17 protein-coding genes and 1 pseudogene are annotated in these 19,634 nt (G+C 68.8%); 17 read left to right on the forward strand and 1 reads right to left on the reverse strand.

The window, feature by feature from the left end:
- The first annotated feature begins 13 nt into the window (after window positions 1–13).
- From ACH13J_RS05285 to murD, 5 genes are read left to right on the forward strand one after another with little or no spacing between them, the layout of a single operon-like run.
- Window positions 14–1,495: a UDP-N-acetylmuramoyl-L-alanyl-D-glutamate--2,6-diaminopimelate ligase gene (locus ACH13J_RS05285; RefSeq protein ID WP_397542264.1), complete on the forward strand. Its 1,482-nt coding sequence runs from the start codon at window positions 14–16 to the stop codon at window positions 1,493–1,495.
- Window positions 1,492–2,934, forward strand: a complete 1,443-nt coding sequence (locus tag ACH13J_RS05290) for a UDP-N-acetylmuramoyl-tripeptide--D-alanyl-D-alanine ligase (RefSeq protein WP_397542265.1) — start codon at window positions 1,492–1,494, stop codon at window positions 2,932–2,934. The genes ACH13J_RS05285 and ACH13J_RS05290 overlap by 4 nt, the downstream gene beginning before the upstream one ends.
- Window positions 2,935–4,017: a phospho-N-acetylmuramoyl-pentapeptide-transferase gene (gene mraY, locus ACH13J_RS05295; RefSeq protein ID WP_397542266.1), complete on the forward strand. Its 1,083-nt coding sequence runs from the start codon at window positions 2,935–2,937 to the stop codon at window positions 4,015–4,017. It abuts the gene before it with no gap.
- A gap of 2 nt (window positions 4,018–4,019) precedes the next feature.
- The gene (locus ACH13J_RS05300; protein ID WP_397542267.1) at window positions 4,020–4,433 is read left to right on the forward strand and encodes an ACT domain-containing protein; all 414 of its coding nucleotides are present in this window, start codon (window positions 4,020–4,022) and stop codon (window positions 4,431–4,433) included.
- Window positions 4,430–5,827, forward strand: coding sequence for a UDP-N-acetylmuramoyl-L-alanine--D-glutamate ligase (gene murD / locus ACH13J_RS05305; protein ID WP_397542268.1), 1,398 nt, complete (start codon window positions 4,430–4,432; stop codon window positions 5,825–5,827). Before ACH13J_RS05300 ends, murD begins: the two co-directional genes overlap by 4 nt.
- A 99-nt stretch (window positions 5,828–5,926) precedes the next feature.
- Here the strand turns inward: murD and ACH13J_RS05310 are convergent, their stop codons facing one another.
- Window positions 5,927–7,108 (reverse strand): aminoacetone oxidase family FAD-binding enzyme, encoded by a 1,182-nt coding sequence (locus ACH13J_RS05310; protein WP_397542269.1) that lies wholly within the window; start codon window positions 7,106–7,108, stop codon window positions 5,927–5,929.
- Between the two features lie 113 nt (window positions 7,109–7,221).
- On the opposite strand from ACH13J_RS05310, the gene ACH13J_RS05315 reads away from it, so the two are divergent.
- From ACH13J_RS05315 to ftsZ, 12 genes and pseudogenes are all read left to right on the forward strand, one after another.
- A complete protein-coding gene (locus ACH13J_RS05315; RefSeq protein WP_397542270.1) occupies window positions 7,222–7,746 on the forward strand; it encodes a redoxin domain-containing protein in 525 nt (174 codons plus the stop codon).
- Window positions 7,747–7,934: 188 nt separating this feature from the next.
- Window positions 7,935–9,110, forward strand: coding sequence for a putative lipid II flippase FtsW (gene ftsW, locus ACH13J_RS05320; protein WP_397542271.1), 1,176 nt, complete (start codon window positions 7,935–7,937; stop codon window positions 9,108–9,110).
- A 29-nt stretch (window positions 9,111–9,139) separates the two neighbouring features.
- Window positions 9,140–10,246 (forward strand): annotated as a pseudogene (locus ACH13J_RS05325) (UDP-N-acetylglucosamine--N-acetylmuramyl-(pentapeptide) pyrophosphoryl-undecaprenol N-acetylglucosamine transferase).
- Window positions 10,243–11,649, forward strand: a complete 1,407-nt coding sequence (gene murC / locus ACH13J_RS05330; RefSeq protein WP_397542272.1) for a UDP-N-acetylmuramate--L-alanine ligase — start codon at window positions 10,243–10,245, stop codon at window positions 11,647–11,649. The pseudogene ACH13J_RS05325 and the gene murC overlap by 4 nt, the downstream one beginning before the upstream one ends.
- Before the next feature lie 84 nt (window positions 11,650–11,733).
- Complete coding sequence (locus ACH13J_RS05335) at window positions 11,734–12,924, forward strand: amino acid permease (RefSeq protein WP_397542273.1); 1,191 nt, start codon at window positions 11,734–11,736, stop codon at window positions 12,922–12,924.
- Window positions 12,921–13,163 (forward strand): DUF2484 family protein, encoded by a 243-nt coding sequence (locus ACH13J_RS05340; RefSeq protein ID WP_397542274.1) that lies wholly within the window; start codon window positions 12,921–12,923, stop codon window positions 13,161–13,163. The genes ACH13J_RS05335 and ACH13J_RS05340 overlap by 4 nt, the downstream gene beginning before the upstream one ends.
- The gene (locus tag ACH13J_RS05345; protein ID WP_397542275.1) at window positions 13,160–13,423 is read left to right on the forward strand and encodes a DUF2484 family protein; all 264 of its coding nucleotides are present in this window, start codon (window positions 13,160–13,162) and stop codon (window positions 13,421–13,423) included. The genes ACH13J_RS05340 and ACH13J_RS05345 overlap by 4 nt, the downstream gene beginning before the upstream one ends.
- A 218-nt stretch (window positions 13,424–13,641) precedes the next feature.
- A complete protein-coding gene (gene murB, locus ACH13J_RS05350) occupies window positions 13,642–14,574 on the forward strand; it encodes a UDP-N-acetylmuramate dehydrogenase (protein WP_397542276.1) in 933 nt (310 codons plus the stop codon).
- A 98-nt stretch (window positions 14,575–14,672) separates the two neighbouring features.
- Entirely contained in the window at window positions 14,673–15,551 is an 879-nt protein-coding gene (locus ACH13J_RS05355) for a D-alanine--D-alanine ligase (RefSeq protein ID WP_397542303.1), read from the forward strand.
- Entirely contained in the window at window positions 15,539–16,414 is an 876-nt protein-coding gene (locus ACH13J_RS05360; protein WP_397542277.1) for a cell division protein FtsQ/DivIB, read from the forward strand. Before ACH13J_RS05355 ends, ACH13J_RS05360 begins: the two co-directional genes overlap by 13 nt.
- Complete coding sequence (gene ftsA, locus ACH13J_RS05365; protein ID WP_397542278.1) at window positions 16,411–17,745, forward strand: cell division protein FtsA; 1,335 nt, start codon at window positions 16,411–16,413, stop codon at window positions 17,743–17,745. The genes ACH13J_RS05360 and ftsA overlap by 4 nt, the downstream gene beginning before the upstream one ends.
- A gap of 174 nt (window positions 17,746–17,919) precedes the next feature.
- Entirely contained in the window at window positions 17,920–19,575 is a 1,656-nt protein-coding gene (ftsZ, locus tag ACH13J_RS05370; protein WP_397542279.1) for a cell division protein FtsZ, read from the forward strand.
- Window positions 19,576–19,634: the final 59 nt, after the last annotated feature.

The raw sequence follows: 19,634 nt of genomic DNA on the forward strand, positions 1-19,634 counted from the left end.
GGGGCGGAACGATTTGGCGCAGTCGAAATCACTTGCAGAGCTGGGCCTGACTGCCCGCGACGGGCGCAAGGCCCGGATCACCGGGCTGTCAGTCGACAGCCGGGCGGTGAAAGAGGGGCACCTGTTCGCCGCATTGCCGGGAACACGCGTTCACGGTGGCGAATTCATTCGTTATGCCCTGAGGATGGGTGCCGCGGCGGTGCTGACGGATGCACAAGGGGCGCGGATCGCCGCCGAAACGCTGGCCGCGCATGACGCCGCGCTGATCGTGGCGGAGGATCCGCGGCAGGCCCTCGCCTACACGGCCGCGCTGTGGTTCGGGGCGCAACCCGAAACGCTCGTCGCCGTGACAGGAACGAACGGCAAGACCTCGGTGGCCAGCTTCACCCGCCAGATCTGGGCGGCAATGGGATTGGACGCCATCAGCATCGGGACCACGGGGGTCGAGGGTGCCTACGAGACACCTCTCGCGCACACCACGCCCGACCCGATAACCCTGCACCGCGTTCTGGCCGAGGCCGAGGCGGCGGGCGTGACCCATGCCGCGATGGAAGCCTCCAGCCACGGCTTGCAGCAGAGGCGTCTGGACGGCGTGCGGCTGGCGGCGGCGGCGTTCTCGAATTTCAGCCAGGATCACCTCGATTATCATGCCAGTTTCGAGGAATATTTCGCCGCGAAGGCGGGCCTGTTCTCGCGCGTGTTGTCCGCCGACGGTGTTGCCGTGATCAATGTCGATGACGCCAAGGGCCCCGAAATGGCCGGGATCGCCCGGGCGCGCGGGCAGCAGGTGCTGACGGTCGGGCAGACGGACGGCGCGGACCTGCGCATCCTTGCCCGCAACTTCAGCCCGACGGGGCAGGTGCTGCGCTTCGAGTGGCAAGGGCGCGCGGCGCAGGCCGAGCTGGCGCTGATCGGCGGCTTCCAGGCGGAGAACGTTCTGCTGGCGTCAGGGCTGGCCATCGCCGCCGGGGGCGATCCTGACAGGGTTTTCGAGACGCTGCCCCGGATGGAGACGGTTCGGGGGCGGATGCAGCTTGCGGCGCGCCGGGCGAGTGGGGGCGCGGTCTTCGTCGATTACGCGCACACGCCCGGTGCCTTGGCGACGGCGCTCAGGGCGTTGCGTCCGCATGTCATGGGCCGCCTCGTGGTGATCGTGGGCGCGGGTGGTGACCGCGACCGCGCCAAGCGTCCGATGATGGGGCAGGCGGCGGCCGAGAACGCCGATCTGGTCATCGTGACGGACGACAACCCGCGGGGCGAGGATCCCGCGGCGATCCGCGCCGCGGTCATGCAGGGATGCCCGGAGGCGCTGGAGGTGGGCGACCGGGCCGAAGCCATCCTGCGGGGCGTCGACGCGCTCGGGCCCGGTGACACGTTGTTGATTGCCGGCAAGGGGCATGAAACCGGCCAGGTGGTGGGCGACGACGTGTTTCCCTTCGATGACCGCGAGCAGGCAAGCGTCGCGGTTTCCGCCCTTGATGGCGGGTTGCCATGACCCTTTGGACCGCAGACGAGGCCGCGGCGGCGACGGGTGGCCGCGCCACGCGCGACTGGCAGGCGCGCGGCGTTTCCATCGACACGCGCACGCTCCGGCCCGGGGATTTGTTCGTGGCGCTCACCGCCGCGCGGGACGGGCACGATTTCGTTGCGCAGGCACTGGAGAAGGGGGCCGCCGCCGCGCTGGTCAGCAGGGTGCCCGACGGCGTGCCCGCGGATGCGCCGCTGCTGGTCGTGGAGGACGTCCAGACCGCGCTGGAGGCCCTTGGCCGTGCGGGCCGCGCCCGGACGCGGGCCCGTGTTGTCGCCGTAACCGGTTCGGTCGGCAAGACCTCGACCAAGGACATGCTGCGCCACGTGCTGGGCCGCCAGGGCCGGACCCACGCCGCGGAGGCCAGTTACAACAACCATTGGGGCGTGCCGCTGACGCTGGCGCGGCTGCCACGGGATGCCGATTTCGCGGTTGTCGAGATCGGCATGAACCATCCCGGGGAAATCGCACCGCTGTCGCGGCTTGCCCGTCCCCATGTCGCGATCGTGACGACGGTCGCGCCCGCCCATCTGGAGGCGTTCGAGTCCATCGAGGGCATCGCCCATGAAAAGGCCGCGATCTTCGGCGGGCTGGAACCGGGCGGCGTGGCCATCATGAACGGCGACATCGCAACCGCCCCGGTCCTTGCCGAGGCGGCCGGCCGCGCGAGGGCACGCCTTGTTACCTTCGGGGTCGGTGCCGGCCACCATCACCGCCTGCTGAGCACGGAGCTGCATGCATCGGTCACGGTGGCCCGTGCCCGTGCGTGGCGCACGCCGCTGGTTTTCAAGGTGGGCGTGGCAGGGCGGCATTTCGCGCTGAACGCGCTCGCCGTTCTGGCAGCCGTGTGGCAACTGGGTTGCGACCGGGCCGTGGCGATTGCCGATCTGGCAAGTTGGCGCCCGCCTTCGGGCCGCGGAACGCGCGAGGTCTTGCAGCTGGACAGCGGCGAGGAGGGCTGGACCATCGACCTTATCGACGACGCGTTCAACGCCAATCCCGCCTCGATGGCGGCCGCGCTGGACATGCTGGCCGCCAGCCATCCGCGCGATGACCTGGGCCGGATCGCGCGCGGCCGCCGGCTCGCCATTCTCGGTGACATGCTCGAGCTGGGCGAGGACGAGGCGGCGCTGCATGCCGGGCTGGCGGATCTGCCGTCGATGCGCGATATAGACGAGGTGCACTGCGTGGGGCCGCTCATGCGGACTCTCTGGGCGGCGCTGCCCGAGGCGAAACGCGGGCACAGCGTCGACCGGGCCGAAGAACTGGCCGGCCGGGCCCACCGGCTGATAGACGCGGGCGACGTGGTGCTGGTCAAGGGGTCCAAGGCCAGCCGCGTCAGCCTCGTGGTCGAGGCCCTGCGCAGATCGGGGCGCGCGCTGCGCCGCGAAGAAGAGGACGTCTGAATGCTCTACTGGCTGACCCTGTTCTCGGACGGCGGGGATTTCTTCAACCTGTTCCGCTACATCACGTTCCGCTCCGGCGGGGCGTTCATGACGGCGCTGGTGTTCGGCTTCATCTTCGGCCGTCCGCTCATCGACGTTCTGCGCAAGAGCCAGGGCAAGGGCCAGCCCATCCGCAGTGACGGGCCAGAGGGGCACATGACCAAATCCGGCACGCCGACCATGGGCGGGCTGCTGATCGTCGGCGCGCTGATGACGTCCTCGCTGCTTTGGGCGCGGCTCGACAACCCGTATGTCTGGTTGGTGCTGTTCGTGACGCTGGCCTTTGGGCTGATCGGCTTCTGGGATGATTATGCCAAGGTGTCCAGCCAGACGAGCAAGGGCGTGCCGGGCAGGGTGCGGCTGATCCTGGGCTTTGCCATTGCCGCGCTGGCCGCGATCTGGGCATCGTGGCACCACCCGGCCGAGCTGCAGAACCAGCTTGCGTTTCCGTTTTTCAAGAACCTGCTTCTCGATCTCGGGCTGTTCTTCATTCCCTTTGCCATGTTCGTCGTGGTCGGGGCGGCCAACGCCGTGAACCTGACCGACGGTCTGGACGGGCTGGCCATCATGCCGGTGATGATCGCGGCGGGTGCACTGGGCATCATCGCCTACGCCGTGGGACGGGTGGATTTCACCGACTATCTCGAGGTGCACTACGTCCCCGGTACCGGCGAGATCCTTGTCTTCGTCGCGGGGCTCGTTGGCGGCGGGCTGGGGTTCCTTTGGTACAACGCCCCCCCGGCGGCGGTGTTCATGGGCGATACCGGGTCGCTGGCGCTCGGCGGGGCGCTCGGCGCGATCGCGGTGGCCACCAAGCACGAGATCGTGCTGGGCATCGTCGGCGGCCTGTTCGTGGTCGAGGCGCTCAGCGTCATCATTCAGGTGATCTATTTCAAGCGCACCGGCAAGCGGGTGTTCCTGATGGCCCCCATCCACCACCACTACGAGAAGAAGGGCTGGGCCGAACCCCAGATCGTCATCCGCTTCTGGATCATCGCGCTCATCCTCGCGATGATCGGTCTGGCGACGCTGAAGGTGCGGTGAGGATGGCAACGCCGGTGCACGAGACGGCCGCGATGATCGCCGGAATGGCGCCCGTGCGCGACCCCGCGACATGGCATTTCTGCACCGTCGCGGACGCGGCCGGGGCGGCGCTGCATTTCCCCGAGGCGCTGGCCATCTTCCGCGAGGCGGAAGGCATATCCCTGGTCCTGGACGCGCAGGCCGCCGCGCGGCACGGCTTCGACACCGGCCTGCCGATGGCGCGCATCACCCTGTCGATGCATTCCGCGCTTGACGGGGTGGGGCTGACCGCCGCGGTGGCGCGGGCGCTGGCGGGTGCCGGCATCCCCTGCAACATGGTTGCCGCCTACCACCATGACCATGCCTTCGTGCCCCTCGAGGACGCGGACCGCGCGATGGCCGTCTTGCAGGATCTCAGCCAGAGGGGGGCGCCATGATCCCGGTGCACGGTTTCGAGGGCGCGCGTATCGGCGTGCTGGGGCTCGGCCGGTCGGGCATGTCCGCCGCGCGTGCATTGCGTGCGGGCGGCGCCCGCGCCGTCTGCTGGGACGACAACCCGGCAGCGCGGGAGGCGGCACAGGAGGAAGGCTTCGACGTGGCCGACCTGACCCGCGCCCACGCCTTCGACGATATCGCCCGGCTGATCGTTTCACCCGGAATCCCGCATCTCTATCCCGAGCCCAACCGGGTCGTGCGCGCCGCGCTGGAGGCCGGCGTGCCGGTGGACAACGATATCGGCCTGTTCTTCCGCTCGCTTGGCAGCGGCGCATGGGACGACTTCGACCAGCCGCCAAGGGTGGTGGCGGTGACCGGCAGCAACGGCAAGTCGACCACCGCTGCCCTTGTCCACCACGTGCTGGAGCATGCCGGCACGCCCGCGCAGCTGGCCGGAAACATCGGGCGCGGCGTACTTGACATCGACCCGCCGGGCGACGGCTCGGTGGTGGTGCTGGAGCTTTCCTCCTACCAGATTGACCTTGCCCGCGCACTGACGCCGGACGTTGCGGTTTTCACAAATCTCTCGGCGGATCACCTCGACCGGCATGGCGGTCTGGGCGGGTACTTCGCGGCCAAGCGGCGGCTTTTTTCCGAGGGCGGTCCCGATCGCGCCGTGGTGGGCGTGGACGAGGCCGAGGGGCTCTTTCTCGCCGGCCAGCTGGCCGAGGGGCCGGGGGACGCGCGGGTCATCCGGGTGTCGGCCACGCGCAGGCTGGCCGGGCCCGGCTGGTCGGTCTTCGCGCGCAAGGGATTTCTCAGCGAGTATCGCAAGGGACGGCAGGCGGGGGCGATCGACCTGCGGACCATCAAGGGCCTGCCCGGCGCCCACAACCATCAGAACGCCTGCGCCGCCTATGCCGCGTGCCGCGCGCTCGGGCTGGCGCCCCGCGTGATCGAGCAGGGCCTGCACAGCTTTGCCGGGCTGCCGCACCGCAGCCAGGTGATCGCCGAGGCCGCCGGCGTCACCTATGTCAACGACAGCAAGGCCACCAACGTCGACGCGGCGCTGCGCGCGCTCATGGCCTTCGACCGCATCCGCTGGATCTGTGGCGGGCTGGAAAAGGAGGGCGGGCTTTCCGCGCTCGCCCCCGGTCTTGCACATGTCGAGAAAGCCTACGTCATCGGCCGGGACGCCGCGCAGTTCGCGCTCGGCCTGGACGGTATCGAGGCCGAGATCTGCACCACGATGGCCGCGGCGGTCGACCGCGCCATGGCCGACGCCCGGCCCGGGGAGACCGTGCTTCTGGCCCCCGCCGCGGCCAGCTTCGACCAGTACGACAATTTCGAGCAGCGCGGCGACGACTTCATCGCGCAGGTGCGTGCCCGGCTCTGAGGCCGGGATCGTGGGTATTTTCGCCAAGAAGATGCGCCGGCCCGTGGCTTCTTCTTGGTCCAAATATCCCGGCGCGCCGGTCGCGGTGCGTGTATGTGGTCACCTGCCTTGCGTGATGGCCCGGCCCGCGGCCCAGCCCGAGGACCAGGCCCACTGGAAATTGTAACCGCCCAGCCAGCCGGTCACGTCCACGCCTTCCCCGATGAAGTAGAGCCCGGGCACGTTTCGTGACATCATGGTTCGCGAGGACAGCCCGGCCGTGTCCACGCCGCCGAGGGTGACCTCCGCGGTGCGGTAGCCCTCGGACCCGGTCGGCTTGAGCCGCCAGTCCCTGAGCGCGGCCACGATCGCTGCGAGGCGCGTATCCGGCTGGTCGGCGAGGTTGCCCGAAAGGCCGAGCGCGGGGGCAAGGTGCTCGACCAGCCGGGCCGGAAGGTGGCGCCCGAGCTCGGTGGTGATGTTGCGCCGCCCCGAGACCTGTCGCTGCGCCCGCAATTCCCCCAGCAACCGCCCGTCGGGATCGAGATCGATCACGATCCCGTCGCCGTCGCGCCAATAGGAGGACGCTTGCAGCACCGCCGGGCCGGACAGGCCGCGATGGGTGAAAAGGACCGCCTCGTCGAAACTGGCGTCCCCCGCTTTCACGCGGGCGGGCGTGGCGGTGCCCGAAAGGGGCGCGAACCGCTTGTCCGAGAAGGTGAGCGGCACCAGCGCGGGACGCGTCTGCGTGACCGCATGTCCGAACCGGCGCGCGATGTCATAGGCCATCCCGGTGGCACCCATGCCGGGGATGGACTTGCCGCCCGTGGCCACGACGAGATGATCCGCCGTCACGGTCCGGCGCGTGCCCTGGCAATCGAGTTGCGCGGTGAAACGGGTGCCATCATGGCCGAGATCGACCAGCGACGTGCGCAGCCACAGATCCGCCCCGGCCGCCGCCATCTCGTCGCGCAGCATGGCGATGATCTGGGGCGAACGGCCGTCGCAGAAGAGCTGGCCACGTGTCTTTTCGTGCCAGCCGATCCCGTGCCGGGCCACGAGGTCGATGAAATCCCACTGGGTATAGCGGCTCAGCGCGGACTTGCAGAAATGGGGATTGGCCGAGAGAAAGGCCTCCGGCGCGGTATGCAGGTTGGTGAAATTGCATCGTCCGCCGCCTGAGATGCGGATCTTCTCTCCCGGCGCGCGGGCGTGGTCGATCACCAGCGTGCCCGGGCCGGCATGGGCCGCGCACATCATGCCGGCCGCGCCGGCGCCGAGGATCAGGGTGGTCACATGCATCCCCGCCCCGTGCCCCACCGCTCAAGGAAGGTCAAGTTCGCGCGAGCGCCGTTGCAGGGACGGGGCCGTTTCGCGCAGATGTGGAGCGTCGCGCAACGCAGGAGGACCCCAGGATGCAGATGCTGAAAGCCGGCGCACCGTTTCCGAAACAGGATGTCCCGGAGCTCGGCGGGGGCACGCTGACGCTCGGCAAGGCCGGGCGCGGACATGACTGGCAGCTGGTGGTCGTCTACCGCGGCCTTCACTGTCCGTTGTGCAAGACGTATCTCGCAAAGCTCGACGAACTCAAGGGCCGGTTCAACGCGCTTGGGGTCGACGTGGTGACCGTCTCGGGCGATCCCGGGGACAGGGCGCGGGCCATGGCCGAAGAGCTGCAGCTGTCGATGCCGGTGGGCTATGGTCTGAGCACCGACCAGATGCGCGCGGTGGGCGTCTATGTCTCAGAGCCGCGCGGCCCGCAGGAAACCGACCGTCCCTTTCCGGAGCCCGGGGTGTTCGTCATCAATGGGGCGGGGCGGTTGCAGATCGTCGATATCTCCAACGCGCCGTTCTCGCGCCCCGACCTCGAATCGCTGGCCGGCGGGCTGGAATTCATCCGCGCCAACGACTATCCGGTGCGCGGAACCTGGGCGGCCTGACGGTGCGCGGGGGCGGCGGTGAACGGGCCGGTCATGGACCTTGCCGCCCGGGCGTCGGCGCGCGGGCCGGGCCCGTCACGGGCCGCCGGTTGCGGCCATAACGCTTTCCTCCTGCGCGCCGACCTGCTAGGCTGCGGATGAACGCCCCCGTCAAAGAGGGGCCCGACCGAGAGGCAGAGCGGCGGAACATGACGGAAATGGTGTATGGGGCGGTCCCCGCGCGGGATGGCGACCCCGTCCTTCCAAGGTGGTGGCGCACCATCGACAAGTGGTCGATGTCCTGCGTGCTGATCCTTTTCGGCATCGGGCTCCTGCTGGGCCTCGCCGCATCCCCGCCGCTTGCCGAACGCAACGGGTTCGATCCCTTCCATTACGTCGAACGTCAGACGGTTTTTGGCGTAACGGCGCTCCTGGCCATGCTGGTCACCTCGATGCTCAGCCCGGTGCTGGTCCGCCGGCTGGCCGTGCTGGGGTTCATGGCGGCCTTCATCGCGCTGGCGCTGTTGCCCTTCTTCGGCACGGATTTCGGCAAGGGCGCGGTGCGGTGGTACAGTCTCGGCTTCGGCAGCCTGCAACCCTCGGAATTCCTCAAGCCGGGGTTCGTTGTCGTCGCCGCATGGCTGATGGCCGCCAGCGAGGAAATCAACGGCCCCCCCGGCAAGAGCTGGTCGCTGCTATTGGCGCTGGTGATCGTGGCGTTCCTGGCCATGCAGCCCGATTACGGGCAGGCCTGCCTTGTCCTCTTCGGCTGGGGGGTGATGTATTTCGTGGCCGGGGCGCCGATCCTGCTGATGGTGGGCATGGCGGCCTGCGTGGTGGCCGCCGGCAGTTTCGCCTATTCCAACTCCGAGCATTTCGCGCGCCGCATCGACGGTTTCCTGAGCCCGGACGTGGACCCCAACACGCAACTGGGCTTTGCCACCAACGCGATCCGCGAGGGCGGGTTCTTCGGCGTGGGGGTGGGCGAGGGCGAGGTGAAATGGAGCCTGCCCGACGCGCATACCGATTTCATCATCGCCGTCGCAGCCGAGGAATACGGGCTGGTGCTGGTGCTCTGCATCATCGCGCTTTATACCCTCGTGGTCATCCGCTCGCTGCTGCGCCTCATGCGTGAGCGTGACACGTTCATCCGCCTCGCTGGCACGGGGCTCGTGGCCGTATTCGGCGTGCAGGCGATGATCAACATGGGTGTGGCGGTGCGCCTGCTGCCGGCCAAGGGCATGACCCTGCCCTTTGTCAGCTACGGCGGGTCCTCGCTCATCGCCGGCGGGATCGCGGTAGGGATGCTTTTCGCCTTTACCCGGACCCGGCCGCAGGGCGATATTCGCGACATCCTACGGGGGCGCGCGCGCCACTCTGCTTGACCGGTGCGCAGGAAAGGAAAGACGGCGGCGTGAGCGCAGAACGGCCATACCTTGTCATCGCGGCGGGCGGCACCGGCGGGCACATGTTCCCCGCACAGGCGCTGGCCGAGGTGATGCTGCGCCGGGGATGGCGCGTGCGGTTGTCGACGGATGCGCGGGGGGCACGCTATGCCGGCGGTTTCCCGCGCGCGGTCGAGATCGAGCAGGTGGCCAGCGCCACCTTCGCCCGCGGGGGCATTCTCAACAAGATCATGGCGCCGTTCCACATCGCGGGCGGGATCCTAGGCGCCACGTTCCGGATGCTGCGCGGGCGTCCCGACGTCGTCGTGGGCTTCGGGGGTTATCCCACGATCCCCGCGCTCGCGGCGGCATGGATGTTGCGCCTGCCGCGCATGATCCACGAGCAAAACGGCGTTCCGGGGCGGGTGAACAGGCTGTTTTCCAAGCGCGTCGACGTCGTTGCCTGCGGCATGTGGCCCACCGAGCTGCCCGCCGGCGCGCCCGGGCCGCCCCGTGGCAACCCCCTGCCGGCGGCGGTGCGCGCTACCCCCCGCCCCCGATAAATTCCGCCGGGTGATTACCCGATGTCGGTGCTCGTGATCGGCGGCAGCCAGGGGGCGCGCGCCCTGAGCGACACGGTGCCGCCGGCCATCGCCGGTCTGCCCGCGGAGGTGCTGGGGAACCTGCGCATCAGCCACCAGGCGCGCAAGGAGGACGCCGAGCGCGTCGTCGCCGCCTATGCCGAGCACGGCAGTCCGGCCGAAGTCGAACCCTTTTTCCCCGACGTGCCGCGGCGGATCAGCGAGGCGCAGCTGGTCATCAGCCGCGCCGGGGCGTCCTCGGTGGCCGACATCGGCGTGATCGGCCGGCCCGCGATCCTCGTGCCGTATCCTTTCGCGGCCGCAGATCATCAAAGCGCGAATGCGCGGGGTCTGGCACAGGCCGGCGCGGCCATCGTCATCCCGGAATCGAGGCTGGATGTCCAAACCCTGACGGAGCAGATCGCGGCGGTGCTGACCGATCCCCAGGGGGCGGCGCGCATGGCGCAGGCCGCCTTGGACGCGGCCATGCCGCAGGCACATGAAACGCTCGCCGACATCGTCGAGGAGCTGGCCCAGAAAGGACGAAAGCGATGAATTCCGCCACCAAGCTTCCCGGCGATGTCGGGCCGATCCATTTCGTCGGGATCGGCGGGATCGGCATGTCGGGCATCGCCGAGGTGCTGCTCGATCATGGCTACGTCGTTCAGGGCTCGGACCTCAAGCGCTCCAAGCTGACCGCGCGGCTGGAGGAGATGGGCGCAACCGTGTTCGAGGGGCAGAGGGCGCAAAACCTGGAAGCGGCGGAGGTGGTGGTGATCTCCTCGGCCATCAAGCCGGACAACCCCGAACTAATGGAAGCACGCCACCGGGGCCTGCCGGTGGTGCGCAGAGCCGAGATGCTGGCCGAGCTGATGCGGCTCAAGTCGAACGTCGCGGTGGCGGGCACGCATGGCAAGACCACCACGACCACCATGGTCGCCGCCCTGCTGGACCACGGCAATTTCGACCCCACGGTGATCAACGGCGGCATCATCCACGCCTATGGCAGCAACGCCCGCGTGGGGCAGGGCGAGTGGATGGTGGTCGAGGCCGACGAGAGCGACGGCACGTTCAACCGCCTGCCCGCCACCATCGCCATCGTCACCAACATCGACCCCGAGCACATGGACCACTGGGGTGATTTCGACACGCTGCGGCAGGGATTCCACGACTTCGTCAGCAACATCCCCTTCTACGGGCTGGCCGTCTGTTGCACCGATCATCCGGAGGTGCAGGCGCTGGTGGGGCGCGTCACCGACCGCCGCGTGGTGACCTACGGTTTCAACGCGCAGGCCGATGTGAGGGCGGTGAACCTGACCTACAGCCTGGGCGTGGCGCATTTCGACATTGCCATCCAGGGCGAAGAGAAAGCGATCGAGGGGTGTTCGCTGCCGATGCCGGGCGATCACAACGTCTCGAACGCGCTGGCGGCGGTCGCGGTGGCGCGGCACCTCGGCATGACCGGCGACGAGATCCGCGATGCGCTGGCCGGGTTCGGCGGGGTGAACCGTCGCTTCACCCGCGCGGGCGAGGTGGACGGCGTGGCCATCATCGACGATTACGGTCACCACCCGGTGGAAATCGCCGCCGTGCTGCGCGCGGCGCGGCAGGCGTGCACGGGGCGCGTCATCGCCGTGCACCAGCCGCATCGCTATACCCGGCTTGCCAGTCTGTTCGACGAGTTCTGTGGCTGCTTCAACGAGGCCGATATCGTTGCCATCGCCGGCGTCTACGCCGCGGGCGAGGAGCCGATCCCGGGGGCCAGCCGCGATGACCTTGTCGCCGGGCTGATCCGCCACGGCCACCGCGATGCGCGGGCCATCACAGACGAGGCGGATCTGGAACGGCTGGTGCGCACCGAGGCGCGCCCCGGCGACATGGTTGTCTGTCTCGGCGCGGGGACGATCAGCCAATGGGCGATCAACCTGCCGGACCGCCTGCGCCGGAAGGCTGGCTGATGGCCCTGCCGGCACATCTTGGTCGGCATCGCGGCATCCCGCCCGACCGGGTGGATTGCGAACTGCACGGCTGGAGCCGAGGCCATGGCCGATGAACTGAAGCGCCGCATCGGGCTGGGTCTTCTGACCGCCTATGGCGTCGGGGTCATGGTGGGCGCGGGCATCTATGTGCTGGTGGGCGCCGTCGCGGCCGACGCCGGGGTCTGGGCGCCGGTTTCCTTCCTGATCGCCGGGCTGGTCGCTGCGCCCACGGCGCTGAGCTACGCGGAGTTCACCACCCGCCTGCCCGAGGCGGGCGGACCGGCCGCGTTTGTCGCCAAGGCCTTCGGGCGCAACTGGATCGGCGTCATCGTCGGCTTCGGCATCGTCGCCGCCGGCACGGTCTCGGCTGCTGCGGTGCTGCGCGGGGGGGCGGGCTATCTCGTCTCGGTCGTCGATCTGCCGCTCATGCCGACCGTGGCGGTGTTTGGGGTGCTGCTGCTGGCGGTGGCGATCGTCGGGGTTCTGGAAAGCCTGAGCGTGGCCGCGATCTTTACCGCGATCGAGGTGGTGGGCCTCGCGGTGGTCATCTACGCCGGCGGCACTGCCGAGCCCTCGTCCGACTTCTCCGCGCCGGCGCCGATCGTGTGGCCGGGGGTGGCGGCGGGTGTCATGCTGGCCTTTTTCGCCTTCATCGGGTTCGAGGACATCGTCAACATGGCCGAAGAGGTGAAGGACCCCTATCATAACCTGCCGCGCGCGATCCTGCTGTCGCTGGCGATCACCAGCCTTCTCTACGCGCTCGTCACCTTCGCGGCGGTGCGCGCCGTGCCGCTGGACAAGCTTTCGGTCTCCGAGCAGCCGCTGTCGCTCGTGTGGTCCGAGGCGCGCGGGACGAACGCCGCGTTTTTATCGCTCATCGCCGTGGCGGCGGCACTCAACGGGGTGCTGGCCCAGATCGTCATGGCCTCGCGCGTGCTGTTCGGTCTGGGCAAGCGCAACCCGCGGCTCGGGGTCTTTCACCACGCCCATCCGCGCCTCGGCACGCCGGTTCTCGCCACCGTTCTGGTCGGGGTCGCGGTGATCGGCGGCGCGCTGTTTCTGGAGGTGGCCGACCTGGCCGAGGCGACAACGGCGATTCTCCTGACGGTTTTCACGTTGGTGAACGCCGCGCTGATCGTGGTGAAACGCCGCGATGCGCAGGCGCCCTTCCGAGTGCCGTTGGCCGTGCCGACCCTTGGGCTTGTGGCCTCGGCCGGGTTGCTGGGCGTCACGCTCGCGGGGGGCGGGGCATGAGCCTGACGCTGGTACTCGCCTGTCTGTGGGTCCTTGCGGGGGCCGGGGTGGCGATGCTGCCGATGCGCTGGCAGATCATCCCCGGTCTGCTGCTTCTCGCCGCGGCGCCGGTCCTGGTCTGGCGCCTCGCGCACGAGGCCGGGATGCTCGCGGCGGGGCTGGCCGCGCTGGCGGTGCTGTCGATGTTCCGAAGGCCCCTGCGACACGGCTTGAAACGGGCCGCGGCGGTGCGCAAGTGAACCTGTCACTGCTTCTCGCCTGCCTCTGGGCGGTCTCGGCCAACGTCGCGGCGATGTTCCCAAGCCGTGACAATCACTGGCGGCTTGCCTACGCGCTCATTGCCGTGGGTATTCCGCTGACCGGGTTCGTGACCTACCAGAACGGCCCGTGGTGGGGCATGGCCGTCCTGCTGGCAGGGGTCAGCGTGCTGCGCTGGCCTGTCATCCACTTCGGCCGCTGGACACGGCGGTTCTGGCCGGGCGGGCGGGATACAAGATAGACGGCCGCGCGTCAGGGGCTTTGCGTTGGAAAAGGGTCGCGCATCGGCACGGCGCCGTGTCGAGCCCGCCCCGGCACGGCCGGAGGTGCATCTCTCTCCCTGTTCAACTTCGTGATCGCGCCGCGGCCGGGGCGTTTCGGGCTGCCGGCGCGGGAGAAAGGCACGGCAGGGCGGTCGCGGGGCTTGCGGCCGGTGCGCGGCGTCAGTAGCAGACGGTCATGACCGATCTTCCGACGCCCCGTGGCCGCCTGACCGCCGGCAAACCGCTGTCCGATCTCACATGGCTTCGCGTGGGCGGGCCCGCGGACTGGCTGTTCCAGCCCGCGGACACCGGGGATCTCGCGCAGTTCCTGCGGAAGCTCGACCCGGCCATACCGGTGTTCCCGATGGGCGTGGGCTCCAACCTCATCGTGCGTGACGGGGGGCTGCGCGCAGTCGTTGTCCGGCTGGGACGCGGTTTCAACGCGATCGAGATATCCGGCCGGAGGGTCACGGCCGGGGCCGCCGCGCTCGACGCGCATGTGGCCCGCAGGGCGGCGGAGGCCGGCATCGACCTGACCTTCCTGCGCACGATCCCCGGCGCCGTGGGCGGGGCGGTGCGGATGAACGCGGGCTGTTACGGCATCTACACCGCGGACGTGTTCGTGGAGGCGCAGGCGGTCACCCGGTCCGGCGAAATCGTCACCCTGACGGCGGACGATCTGAACTTTCGTTACCGCCAGACCGATCTGCCCGATGGATGGGTGATCACCCGGGCGACCTTCGAGGGGCCCGCGGGCGACCCCGACGCGCTGCAGGCGCGGATGGCCGCGCAGTTGAGCAAGCGCGACGCGACACAGCCCACCAGGGCGCGCAGCGCCGGATCGACCTTTCGCAACCCCGCGGGGTTTTCCAGTACCGGCCGGGACGACGACGTGCACGACCTCAAGGCGTGGAAGGTCATCGATGCCGCGGGGCTGCGCGGCGCGCGCCGCGGCGGCGCGCAGATGAGCGAGAAGCACGCCAACTTCCTCGTCAATACCGGCACCGCCACGGCCGCGGACCTCGAAGGGCTGGGCGAGCAGGTGCGAAAAAGGGTTTTCCAAGAAAGCGGAATAGAGTTACATTGGGAAATCATGAGGGTCGGCGAACCGTCCCCTGAAGGCTCCTGAGAGCCGGGCAAAGAACAATGGGTCGGAAAACGGCCCTGGATATCTGAGGCACAACGGTGGGTCAGTCGGGCAGACAACCCCCCAACGTGGCGGTGATCATGGGCGGCCCGTCGGCCGAGCGCGAAGTGTCGCTGTCGACCGGGCGCGAATGCGCCGCCGCCTTGCGGGACGCGGGATACGAGGTCGCGGAGATAGACGCCGGCCGCGATCTTGCACAACATCTTTCGGACATGGCGCCGCGGGTTGTCTTCAACGCGCTGCACGGCCGTTGGGGCGAGGATGGCTGCGTGCAGGGTTTGCTGGAATGGATGCAGATCCCCTACACCCATTCCGGCGTGCTGTCCTCGGCGCTGGCCATGGACAAGCAAAAGACCAAGGCCGCGTACGTGGCCGCCGGCCTGCCCGTTGTCGAGAGCCTCATCGCCCCTGCCGACGATGTCCGCGCCCGCCACGTGATGCCGCCGCCCTACGTGGTCAAGCCCAATAACGAGGGCTCGTCGGTGGGTATCTACATCGTGCAGCAGGACGCCAACGGGCCGCCGCAACTGTCCCGTGACATGCCCGCCGAGGTGATGGTGGAGCAATACGCGGCCGGGCGCGAACTGACGGTTTCGGTGCTGGGGGACACGGCGCTGACCGTCACGGACATCATCACCGAGGGCTGGTACGACTATCAGGCCAAGTACGACACCGGTGGTTCGCGCCACGTGGTGCCTGCGGACGTGCCGCGCGAGATTTTCGACGCCTGCATGGACTACGCCCTGCGCGCGCACCGGGTTCTGGGGTGTCGCGGACTGTCGCGGACCGATTTCCGGTGGGACGAGGCGCGCGGGCTGGATGGCCTGGTTCTGCTGGAAACCAACACCCAGCCCGGCATGACGCCCACCTCGCTCAGCCCCGAACAGGCCCGCGCCGTCGGCATCCCGTTCCCGGAACTGTGCCGCCGTCTGGTGGAGGACGCCTCATGCAACAGGTAGACCGGCGTCCCGATCCCGCGCCCTCGCGCCTGGCTTACCGTTTGCAGCGGCTGCTTCTGACCCCCCTTTTCCGCAGGCTGATGCGCATCGGGGTGCCGTTCGGGCTGGCACTCGCGGCGGGTACGGCGTATCTGGCCGATGACGCGCGGCAGGAAAAGCTTGTCATGGCGCTTACCGATCTGCGCCACAGGATCGAGACCCGGCCGGAGTTCATGGTGCGTCTTCTGGCCGTCGAGGGCGCCAGCGCGCCGGTCGAGGCACGGATCCGCGAGATATTCCCCTTCGAGTTGCCGACCAGTTCCTTCGACATCGACATTGACGATCTGCGCGCTCAGATCGCGGCGTTGCCGGCAGTGGCGGATGCCGACCTGCGCATTCGGCGGGGCGGCACGATGGTGGCCGCGATCACCGAGCGCAAGCCGGTGGCGATCTGGCGCAACGACGAGGGGCTGGGCGTCGTCGACCGCGAGGGCGTCGTCGTGTCCGATGGTGCCGACCTGGCCGCGCGCTCCGACCTGCCCGTGATCGCCGGGGCCGGGGCCAACCGGGACGTGCCGGGTGCGCTGGACATACTGCAGGCGGCAAGGCCCTTGGGCGACAGCGTGCTCGGGCTGGTGAGAATGGGCGAGCGGCGGTGGGATGTGGTGCTCGACCGCGACAGGCGCATCCTGTTGCCAGAGCGCCGCCCGGTGCGCGCGCTGGAACGCGTGATCGTTCTGGACGACGTGCATGACCTTCTGGAGCGCGACATCGCGGCGGTGGACATGCGGTTGCCGGCGCGGCCGACCGTGCGGATGAACCCGGCGGCCGTCGATGAATGGTGGCGTCTTGTGGACATGATGACAGGGACGGACGACAGATGATCGAGCTTTACGACAGTCAGCGGGCGATGCGGAACATGCGCAAGGCGGCGATCCAGAGGGGCGTCGTGGCGGTGCTCGACGTGGGCACCTCCAAGATCGCCTGCCTCGTTCTGCGCTTTGACGGAACGGAGCGGCTGAAGGAAAGCGACGCCATCGGGGCGATGGCCGGGCAGGCCGGCTTCCGCGTGATCGGGGCGGCAACGACCCGCTCGCGCGGGGTGCGCTTCGGCGAGGTCGCGGCGATGGCCGAGACGGAGCGCGCGATCCGCACGGCGGTGCAGGCGGCACAGAAAATGGCGGGCATCCGCGTGGATCATGTCATCGCCTGCTTCTCGGGGGCTGCGCCGCGGTCCTACGGTCTCGCGGGGCAGGTCGAGTTGGAGTCGACCAGCGTGACCGAGCAGGACATCAGCCGGGTGCTGGCCGCCTGCGAACTGCCCGACTACGGCGAGGGCCGCGAGGTGCTGCATGCCCAGCCGGTCAATTTCGCTCTGGATCATCGCTCCGGCCTGATCGACCCGCGGGGCCAGATCGGGCAGACGCTCTCCACCGACATGCACATGCTGACGATCGATGCCGCGGCGGCGCAGAACCTCGCCCACTGCATCAAGCGCTGCGACCTTGAGCTGGCGGGGCTTGCCTCGTCGGCCTACGTGGCCGGCACGGCCGCGCTGGTGGAGGACGAGCAGGAACTGGGGGCGGCCTGCATCGACCTGGGCGGCGGGTGCGCGGGGATCTCGATCTTCATCCGCAAGCACATGATTTATGCCGACAGCGTGCGCATGGGCGGCGAGCATGTCACCGGCGACATCTCGATGGGGTTGCAGGTGCCACGGACCGTCGCGGAGCGGATCAAGACCTTCTACGGCGGGGCGGTGGCCACGGGTATGGACGACCGCGAGATGATCGAGATCGGCGGCGAAACCGGCGACTGGGAGCACGACCGCCGCCGCATATCGCGCGCCGAGCTCATCGGCATCATGCGGCCGCGGATCGAGGAAATCCTAGAGGAGGTGCGCGCAAGGCTGGACGCGGCGGGCTTCAACCACCTGCCCAGCCAGCAGATCGTGCTGACCGGCGGCGGCAGCCAGATACCGGGCCTGGACGGCCTGGCAAGCCGGATACTGGGCCAGCAGGTGCGCCTTGGCCGGCCGCTGAGGGTGCACGGGCTGCCACAGGCCGCGACCGGCCCGGGCTTTGCCAGCGCGGTGGGCATGTGCCTGTTCGCGGCGAATCCCCAGGACGAATGGTGGGACTTCGAGATCCCGGTCGACCGCTACCCGGCGCGGTCGCTGCGGCGGGCGGTGAAATGGTTCAGGGACAACTGGTAGACCCAACATGTCGCCATTTCGGCGAAATCCCGCGATTCCGGGCGAAAAATCAGCCATATTTTGTGGTTTTGCGGTGTTTTTGGGGTGACGAAAAGGCCAGTGATCGGTAGGATCAGGCCAATATAGGCGGAAAAAGCCCGGGAATACGGGCACAAGCAGCAGGCGGACAGAGCAATGACATTGAACCTCACGATGCCCGGACAGGATCAGGAGCTGAAGCCACGGATCACCGTTTTCGGTGTGGGTGGCGCTGGCGGCAATGCCGTCAACAACATGATCGAGAAACAGCTCGACGGGGTCGATTTCGTCGTCGCCAACACCGACGCCCAGGCGCTGAGCCAGTCCAACGCGCAAAGCCGCATCCAGCTTGGCGTCAAGGTGACCGAGGGGCTCGGGGCCGGCGCCAAGGCGACCATCGGCGCCGCGGCCGCGGAGGAAAACATCGAGCAGATCGTCGATCACCTGGCCGGGGCACACATGTGTTTCATCACGGCCGGAATGGGCGGGGGCACCGGCACGGGCGCCGCGCCGATCATTGCACAGGCCGCGCGAGAGCTGGGCGTGCTGACCGTCGGCGTCGTGACCAAGCCGTTCCAGTTCGAGGGCGGCAAGCGGATGCGGCAGGCCGAGGATGGCGTGGACGCGCTGCAAAAGGTGGTCGATACCCTGATCATCATTCCCAACCAGAACCTGTTCCGTCTCGCCAACGAGAAGACGACCTTTACCGAGGCGTTCTCGATGGCCGACGACGTGCTGTATCAGGGCGTCAAGGGCGTGACGGACCTGATGGTGCGGCCGGGGCTGATCAACCTCGATTTCGCCGACGTGCGCGCGGTGATGGACGAGATGGGCAAGGCCATGATGGGCACCGGCGAGGACAGCGGCGAGGATCGCGCGGTGCAGGCCGCCGAGAAGGCCATCGCCAACCCGCTGCTGGACGAGATCAGCCTCAACGGCGCGCGCGGCGTGCTGATCAACGTGACCGGCGGGCATGACCTGACACTTTTCGAGCTGGACGAGGCCGCCAACCGCATCCGCGAAGAGGTGGACCCGGACGCAAACATCATCGTCGGCAGCACGCTGGATTCGGGTATGGAGGGGACCATGCGCGTGAGCGTGGTGGCCACCGGAATCGACGCGTCGAATTCACACGCGGACATACCGGTGCCGCGCCGCTCGCTCGCCGAGCCGCTCAAGCCGGCGCAGGAAGAGGTGACCGCTGGCGATGACGATGTCTCCGTCACGGAATTCCCGGCCGCGGCCACCGAGCCCGAGGCGTCTCCGCAGCCGGCGGCCGCACAGGCTGAATCCCAGCCCGCGCTTTTTAACGGTTTCGATGCCCAGAGTGCCGCGGCGCAAGAGCAGATGGAGGACATCTTTGCCGGCGAGGAGGACGCGGTGGCCGTGTCCGAAGATGACGACGGGCTGCCGCCGCCCGCCTATCAGCCCGCGCGCGATGAGCCGGCGCACATGACGCCCCCCGAACCCGACACGGAAGACCCGCGCGAGACGTATGTCGCGCCGCGGGCGCCTGCCCTGGGCGAGCCGTCGCCGGATGCCATGGCGCGGCTCGAAGCTGCAGTCGGCCGTAGCGGTCGCGCCGCGCCCGCGTCGCGGCAGGACGATCACCACGGCGCCGAGAAATCGCGCTTCGGCATCAACTCGCTGATCAACCGCATGACGGGCGCCGCCGGCGAGGGCCAGAAATCCGCCCCCCGGCCGAGCCGTCAACAGCCGCCCGTGCAGGCACAGCAGGTGACGCAGGACGACTACGAGGAAGAGGACGAACAGATCGAGATCCCCGCCTTCCTGCGCCGCCAGGCGAACTGACGACGGGGTGAATCCGGTGTCCAAAGGGCCGCTTGATGCGGCCCTTTTTATTTGGGAAA

The organism is Roseovarius salis, assembly GCF_044472985.1.
In the GTDB taxonomy this organism is placed as follows: domain Bacteria; phylum Pseudomonadota; class Alphaproteobacteria; order Rhodobacterales; family Rhodobacteraceae; genus Roseovarius; species Roseovarius salis.

Excerpts from the sequence above, each read along its gene's own strand:
- murB (WP_397542276.1), top strand. The coding sequence starts at position 13,642 with ATGACCGATCTTCCGACGCCCCGTGGCCGCCTGACCGCCGGCAAACCG.
- ACH13J_RS05310 (WP_397542269.1), bottom strand. The coding sequence starts at position 7,108 with ATGCATGTGACCACCCTGATCCTCGGCGCCGGCGCGGCCGGCATGATG.
- ACH13J_RS05335 (WP_397542273.1), top strand. The coding sequence starts at position 11,734 with ATGGCCGATGAACTGAAGCGCCGCATCGGGCTGGGTCTTCTGACCGCC.
- murC (WP_397542272.1), top strand. The coding sequence starts at position 10,243 with ATGAATTCCGCCACCAAGCTTCCCGGCGATGTCGGGCCGATCCATTTC.
- ACH13J_RS05300 (WP_397542267.1), top strand. The coding sequence starts at position 4,020 with ATGGCAACGCCGGTGCACGAGACGGCCGCGATGATCGCCGGAATGGCG.
- ACH13J_RS05355 (WP_397542303.1), top strand. The coding sequence starts at position 14,673 with ATGGGCGGCCCGTCGGCCGAGCGCGAAGTGTCGCTGTCGACCGGGCGC.
- murD (WP_397542268.1), top strand. The coding sequence starts at position 4,430 with ATGATCCCGGTGCACGGTTTCGAGGGCGCGCGTATCGGCGTGCTGGGG.
- ftsW (WP_397542271.1), top strand. The coding sequence starts at position 7,935 with ATGACGGAAATGGTGTATGGGGCGGTCCCCGCGCGGGATGGCGACCCC.
- ACH13J_RS05340 (WP_397542274.1), top strand. The coding sequence starts at position 12,921 with ATGAGCCTGACGCTGGTACTCGCCTGTCTGTGGGTCCTTGCGGGGGCC.
- ACH13J_RS05290 (WP_397542265.1), top strand. The coding sequence starts at position 1,492 with ATGACCCTTTGGACCGCAGACGAGGCCGCGGCGGCGACGGGTGGCCGC.
- ACH13J_RS05360 (WP_397542277.1), top strand. The coding sequence starts at position 15,539 with ATGCAACAGGTAGACCGGCGTCCCGATCCCGCGCCCTCGCGCCTGGCT.
- ACH13J_RS05315 (WP_397542270.1), top strand. The coding sequence starts at position 7,222 with ATGCAGATGCTGAAAGCCGGCGCACCGTTTCCGAAACAGGATGTCCCG.
- ftsA (WP_397542278.1), top strand. The coding sequence starts at position 16,411 with ATGATCGAGCTTTACGACAGTCAGCGGGCGATGCGGAACATGCGCAAG.
- ftsZ (WP_397542279.1), top strand. The coding sequence starts at position 17,920 with ATGACATTGAACCTCACGATGCCCGGACAGGATCAGGAGCTGAAGCCA.
- mraY (WP_397542266.1), top strand. The coding sequence starts at position 2,935 with ATGCTCTACTGGCTGACCCTGTTCTCGGACGGCGGGGATTTCTTCAAC.